Below are 5,530 nucleotides of genomic sequence, written 5' to 3'. Positions count from 1 at the left end.
CAGCACGAAGTGATGCGCTGCAGAGCCGGGGCCCAGCGTCAGGGACAACATGGGTCCCGGCTCTGCGAAGCAGCGTTGCACGCTGCATCGCGTCCGGGACACGAAAGTGGAGACGGACAACATGGCTCTAGCGCGCGGCCGCCGCAGCGAAGGCGCCTTCAACTACTGGCCCGGCTTCGTCGACGCGCTGTCGACGCTGGTGCTGTCGATCGTGTTCCTGCTGTCGGTGTTCCTGGTGGTGCAGTTCTTCCTGTCGCAGGAGGTCACCGGCAAGGACAAGGCGCTGGAGCAGCTCAACGCCAAGATCGCCCAGCTCAACGAGCTTCTGTCGCTGGAGAAGCTCGGAAAGCTCACGCTCGACGACCAGGTCTCGCAATTGAAGGCCGGCCTCGCCTCGGCCGAGACCGAGCGCGACCGCATCAAGGGCCTCTACGATGGCCTCGCTGCCGCCGGCAACGACGCGCAGGGCAAGTCCTCCGAGCTCGGCAAGGCGCTGGATTCGGAGAAGGCGGTCTCGGCGCGGGCGCTGGCCCAGATCGAGGTGCTGAACCAGCAGATCAGCGCGCTCCGGCGGCAACTGGCGGCGCTGGAAGAGGCGCTCGATGCGAGCGAGAAGCGCGACAAGGAATCGCAAAATCGAATTGCCGATCTGGGCTCGCGCCTCAACGTGGCGCTGGCGCAGCGCGTGCAGGAATTATCGCGCTACCGCTCGGAATTCTTCGGCCGCCTGCGCGCCATCCTCGGCAACCGCCCGGACATCCGCATCGTCGGCGACCGCTTCGTGTTCCAGTCCGAGGTGTTCTTCGACACTGGCCAGGCGGTGCTGCTGCCCGAGGGCCGCGCCGAGCTCGACACGTTGGCAGCCGCGCTGATCGAGCTCGACAAGAAGATCCCGAGCGACATCCCCTGGGTGCTGCGCGTCGATGGCCACACCGATGTGCGTCCGGTCAACGGTCCGAACTTCAAGTCGAACTGGGACCTGTCCGCGGCCCGCTCGATCTCGGTGGTGCAATATCTGGTCTCGCTCGGCGTGCCCGCCCAGCGCCTCGTCGCCGCCGGCTTCGGCGAATTCCAGCCGCTCGATCCCGGCAACACGGAAGAGGCCTACAAGCGCAATCGCCGCATCGAGCTGAAGCTGACGGAGCGGTAGTGAGCGCGATCCACCTCCGCCCCTACGCGGCCTCCGACGAAGCCGCCGCGATCGATCTCTGGCATCGCACCTGGCAGCAGGCCTATCCGCAGATCGACTTCGCGGCACGGCTGGAATGGTGGCGCGAGCGTTGGCTGAGGGATCTGGTACCGAAGGCGTCCATTGTCGTCGCCGAGCAGAATGGTGCCCTCACCGGCTTCGTCACCATCGATGGCGAAGGCTATCTCGACCAGCTCGTGGTCGATCCTGATCACTGGGGCTCGGACGCGGCCCGGCTGCTGGTCGACGAAGCGAAACGCCTGTCGCCATCGGGCATCACGCTGCTCGTCAACAAGGACAATTCCCGCGCCATCCGCTTCTACGAGCGCAACGGCTTTGCGCATGCCGGCGACGATGTGAACCCGACCTCGGGCCGGCCGGTGCTGAAGATGGCCTGGCGGGCGTAATTCTGGCGGGCGTGAGGCCTGTCACGCAGGGATCCCGGGACGTCTGCTAGTCGTTGGTGCAAGAGCAGCGATGACAAGCGAATGGAGGCGATCGATGCAGCTGCGCGATCTTGCCAAGGGTTCCTCGGTGTTTCTGGCCGTCATCGTCGCCGGATATTTATCGACGACCTATGTCGACCAGCGTTTTGCTGCGCCCGAGGTCTCCAAATCAACAGAGACGGCATCAGCCTCAGCCTGCGTCGGAGAGGACGGCAGCTGGAAGAACTGGCCGTGGCCAAACGTGCCTGCGCTGTCGCCGAAGTGCCGGTAGCTGACCGAGTGGCGCAAAGCACCTGCCCCAAGCTCCGCTGTCATCACCCGCGAAATGTTTAGCCCGGACAGATCACTGACAGGTGTTCGGAGACATAGCTGACACATCAAACTGGGCTGGATTGGTCGATTCGGGAGGCCGTCCATGCCCTGGAACGAGGTGTCGGTAATGGATCAGCGGCGCGAGTTTGTGCGACTTGCCTTGCAGGACGGAACGAACCGGCGGGAGCTGTGCCGCTAACGCCCTCACGCCCCCTCGAACTGCAGCCTCGCCAGCCGCGCATACAGCCCGTTCGCGGCCACCAGCTCGGCATGGGTGCCCTGCTCGACGATCTTGCCCTGGTCCATCACCAGGATGCGGTCGCAGGACAGCACGGTGGCGAGGCGGTGGGCGATCACCAGCGTGGTGCGGTGGCGCATCAGCTCTTCCAGCGCGGTCTGCACCAGCGTCTCGCTTTCGGCATCGAGCGCGGAGGTGGCTTCGTCGAGCAGCAAGAGCGGCGCATCGCGCAGGATGGCACGGGCGATCGCGATGCGCTGGCGCTGGCCGCCGGACAGCGTCACGCCGCGCTCGCCGAGCGGGGTGTCGAAACCTTCGGGCAGGCGGCGGATGAATTCGGCGGCATGCGCGAGCTCGGCGGCGCGCTCGACCTCGGCATCGGTCGCATCGGGCCGGCCGAAGCGGATGTTCTCGCGAGCGCTGGCGGCGAACACGTTCGATTCCTGCGGCACCAGCGCGATGCGCGCGCGGAAATCGCGGGGATCTGCGGATTTGACCGGCACGCCGTCGAGCGAGATCGCGCCGCTGCGCGGGTCGTAGAAGCGCAGCAGCAGATGGAAGATCGTGCTTTTGCCAGCGCCGGACGGACCGACGATCGCGACCTTCTCGCCGGGGCGCACCGTGAATGACACGGCATCGAGCACATTGACGTCGCGCCGCACCGGATAGGCGAAGCTGACCCGGTCGAAGCCGACCTCGCCGCGTGCCGGCACCGGCAGCGCGCGGGGAGACGCGGGCGCCTTGATGTCGGGCTGCACATGCAGGATCTCGAACAGCCGCTCGGCCGCGCCTGATGCCGCCGAGACCTCGCCCCAGACCTCGCTGAGCTGGCCGAGGCCGGCTGCGGCGAACACCGCATAAAGCACGAACTGACCGAGCCGGCCCGGCGAAATCGCGCCGGTGAGGACGTCATGCGAGCCGATCCAGAGGATCGCGACCACGCTCGCGAACACGATGAAGATGATGATGGCGGTGAGCACGGCGCGCGCCTGGGTCGAGGTGCGCGCGGCCTCATAGGCCTGCTCGACCTCGCCGCCGAAACGCTTCTCGGCGAATTGCTCGCTGGTATAGGCCAGCACGGTGCGGATCGCGCCGACCAGCTCGCCCGCATAAGCCGACGCCTCGGCAAGCGTGTCCTGCGCATTGCGCGACAGACGCCGCACCCAGCGCCCGAAGGCAACCAGCGGCAGCACGATCAAAGGGATGGCCAGCAGCACGAAGCCCGACAGTTTTGGGCTCGTGATCACCATCATCGCCGCGGCGCCGAGGAACATCATCAGATTGCGCAGCGCGATCGACACCGAGGCGCCGACGGCCGATTTGAGCTGGGTGGTGTCGGCGGTGAGCCGCGAGATCAGCTCGCCGCTGCGTGCGGAATCGAAGAAGGCGGGGGACAGCGACAGCAGATGAGCGAACACGTCGCGCCTGAGGTCGGCGACGATGCGCTCGCCGATCGTCATCACGAGGTAGTAGCGCGCCGCGCTGGCGAGCGCGAGCACGCCGACCACCGCGAGCATCACCGAGAAGTAGCTGTTGATCAGCTCGATGCCCTCGGGCGTCAGGCCGAAATCGATCATCCGGCGCACCGCGACCGGCACCAGCAGCGTGGTCAGGGCCGCGACCGTGAGTGCGACGAAGGCCAGCGCCGCCCGACCGCGATAGCGGTTCACATAGGGCGCGAGCGCAAGCAGCGGCCGCAGCTTGGCGCGACCCTTGGCCGGCTCTTCGATCAGCTCGGCCTCGATCGAGGGGGTGTCCGCGGCGTTCATTCCGGGCTGATCGACATACTGGTCATCAAGCCGTTCCACTGCGCTCATGAGATCCAACCCATTGCATTCGTTTGCTCCCAATAGGCCGGTGCAAGGGTAGTGGCAAATCCGGGAAGTCCCTTAGGGGCAAACCCGGTTCACCGCCCGGGATGGCTTGTTTTAGCGGGTTTCGTGAGGTATAGACCCGCCCAAATCCGTCATTCGATAGCCACCCAAGAAGGCGCCGGGGCGCCGAGGAATTGCCATGAAAGCCGAAATTCACCCGAACTATCATACAATTAAGGTCGTGATGACCGACGGAACCGAGTACCTGACCCGCTCGACCTGGGGCAAGGAAGGCGACACGCTGAACCTCGACATCGACCCGAAGTCGCACCCGGCCTGGACCGGCGGCAACGCCCAGCTGATGGATCGCGGCGGCCGCGTCTCGCGCTTCCAGAAGAAGTTTTCGGGCTTTCTCAAAAAGGATTGATCCCGCCCGCAGGGTTGGACACGAAAAACGCCCCCGGGAGACCGGGGGCGTTTTTGTTTTTTCCGGCTGTCATTCCGGGGCGCGACGAAGTCGCGAGCCCGGAATCCATAACCACGATCGGGAGTATGGATTCCGGGCCCGCGCCAAGAGGCGCGTCCCGGAATGACGACCGAGATTGTCGATGGAGCTTACCGCTCGAACGCCGCCTTCAGCGCGTTGAGGTGCGGCACCAGCGGATTGCCGATCGCGATGTGTTCGGCCGGCGGGGTGTGGATGGTGGTGTCGAGGCGGCGGACGCGGGTCTGCAGGCTCATCGAACGATGGATCAGATCCTGAAGCTGCGAGGGCAGCTTCTCGATGGTGTCGGTGGGGCCGGGATCGGCAGCGCTGAGCTTGACCTTGGTCTTCTCGCGATTGGCCTGGCTCAGCGTCATCTCGCCTTCCTTCACCGCGCGGTGCAGCAGCAGCCACGAGGCGAGCTGCATCAGGCGGGTGGTGAGACGCATGCTCTCGGTTGCGTAGGTGAGGCTGACGGCACGGTCGAGCGCCTTGGCCTCGGTGCGGCCGGCGCCGTCGAGATAGGCAGCGGTCTCTTCGACGAGGTCCATGCCCTCACGGAACAGGACGCCAAACGCCGCAGAATTGGTGAACCGCTCGCTGAGTTGAACGAGAGCGCCGTCGGCCTGCAAACGTTCCATGGTTAACGCCTCTTACGCAACTGTTTGACTGCCCGGCTTTGGCGCCGGCTTATGATGAACAAATCATTGCGCGGGCGGGACGCGGAGTCCAGTGACAAGCGCGGATATGGTTTCCGCGGGTCATTCCCAGGAATTCAACCGGGACGAGACGCCAAATAGCGGGAGTAAACGCAAAAAAAGAGCCGCCGGAGACCGGCGGCTTTGAAAGTTGATAACAGGGAGGCGTCAAACAGAGTGGACAGGAGCCACTCGGTGTCCAAACGAGGACAGTTCCAGTCATAAACCCGAAAGCTTAATCGACCGTAAACGAGCGAATTTTTTGAGGGTTCGTTAGCCATGTCGGCCAGTGACCGAGCGGGCGGCGGAACATAATCGGCAGTCCCCCGGTGCAACGACACATTCAGCT

The 5,530-nt window shown here is 65.0% G+C and carries 6 protein-coding genes; 4 read left to right on the top strand and 2 right to left on the bottom strand.

Annotated features, from left to right (window positions below; all coding sequences use genetic code 11):
* Positions 1-121: 121 nt before the first annotated feature.
* The 3 genes from IC66_RS0135100 (at position 122) to IC66_RS0135090 (ending at position 1,906) form a co-directional block, all read left to right on the top strand.
* Positions 122-1,150: a peptidoglycan -binding protein gene (locus tag IC66_RS0135100; RefSeq protein ID WP_028142038.1), complete on the top strand. Its 1,029-nt coding sequence runs from the start codon at positions 122-124 to the stop codon at positions 1,148-1,150.
* A complete protein-coding gene (locus IC66_RS0135095) occupies positions 1,150-1,596 on the top strand; it encodes a GNAT family N-acetyltransferase (RefSeq protein ID WP_038950771.1) in 447 nt (148 codons plus the stop codon). Before IC66_RS0135100 ends, IC66_RS0135095 begins: the two co-directional genes overlap by 1 nt.
* A 94-nt stretch (positions 1,597-1,690) precedes the next feature.
* Positions 1,691-1,906 (top strand): hypothetical protein, encoded by a 216-nt coding sequence (locus IC66_RS0135090; protein WP_038950770.1) that lies wholly within the window; start codon positions 1,691-1,693, stop codon positions 1,904-1,906.
* A gap of 245 nt (positions 1,907-2,151) precedes the next feature.
* Here IC66_RS0135090 and IC66_RS0135085 read toward each other — a convergent pair whose 3' ends face one another.
* The gene (locus IC66_RS0135085; RefSeq protein WP_038950769.1) at positions 2,152-4,002 is read right to left on the bottom strand and encodes an ABC transporter ATP-binding protein/permease; all 1,851 of its coding nucleotides are present in this window, start codon (positions 4,000-4,002) and stop codon (positions 2,152-2,154) included.
* Between the two features lie 196 nt (positions 4,003-4,198).
* Here IC66_RS0135085 and rpmE point away from each other — a divergent pair, with 196 nt between their 5' ends.
* Positions 4,199-4,426, top strand: coding sequence for a 50S ribosomal protein L31 (rpmE, locus tag IC66_RS0135080; protein WP_007599895.1), 228 nt, complete (start codon positions 4,199-4,201; stop codon positions 4,424-4,426).
* A gap of 188 nt (positions 4,427-4,614) precedes the next feature.
* Here rpmE and rcdA read toward each other — a convergent pair whose 3' ends face one another.
* Complete coding sequence (gene rcdA / locus IC66_RS0135075; protein ID WP_018318720.1) at positions 4,615-5,124, bottom strand: protease adaptor protein RcdA; 510 nt, start codon at positions 5,122-5,124, stop codon at positions 4,615-4,617.
* Positions 5,125-5,530: the final 406 nt, after the last annotated feature.

Origin of the sequence: Bradyrhizobium genomosp. III (assembly GCF_000261705.1) — a bacterium.
Classification (GTDB): domain Bacteria; phylum Pseudomonadota; class Alphaproteobacteria; order Rhizobiales; family Xanthobacteraceae; genus Bradyrhizobium; species Bradyrhizobium ottawaense.
The sequence above is the reverse complement of the archived record's forward strand: the minus strand, read 5'-3'. Positions and strand labels throughout refer to the sequence as shown.

Excerpts from the sequence above, each read along its gene's own strand:
- IC66_RS0135100 (WP_028142038.1), top strand. The coding sequence starts at position 122 with ATGGCTCTAGCGCGCGGCCGCCGCAGCGAAGGCGCCTTCAACTACTGG.
- IC66_RS0135090 (WP_038950770.1), top strand. The coding sequence starts at position 1,691 with ATGCAGCTGCGCGATCTTGCCAAGGGTTCCTCGGTGTTTCTGGCCGTC.
- IC66_RS0135085 (WP_038950769.1), bottom strand. The coding sequence starts at position 4,002 with ATGAGCGCAGTGGAACGGCTTGATGACCAGTATGTCGATCAGCCCGGA.
- rpmE (WP_007599895.1), top strand. The coding sequence starts at position 4,199 with ATGAAAGCCGAAATTCACCCGAACTATCATACAATTAAGGTCGTGATG.
- rcdA (WP_018318720.1), bottom strand. The coding sequence starts at position 5,124 with ATGGAACGTTTGCAGGCCGACGGCGCTCTCGTTCAACTCAGCGAGCGG.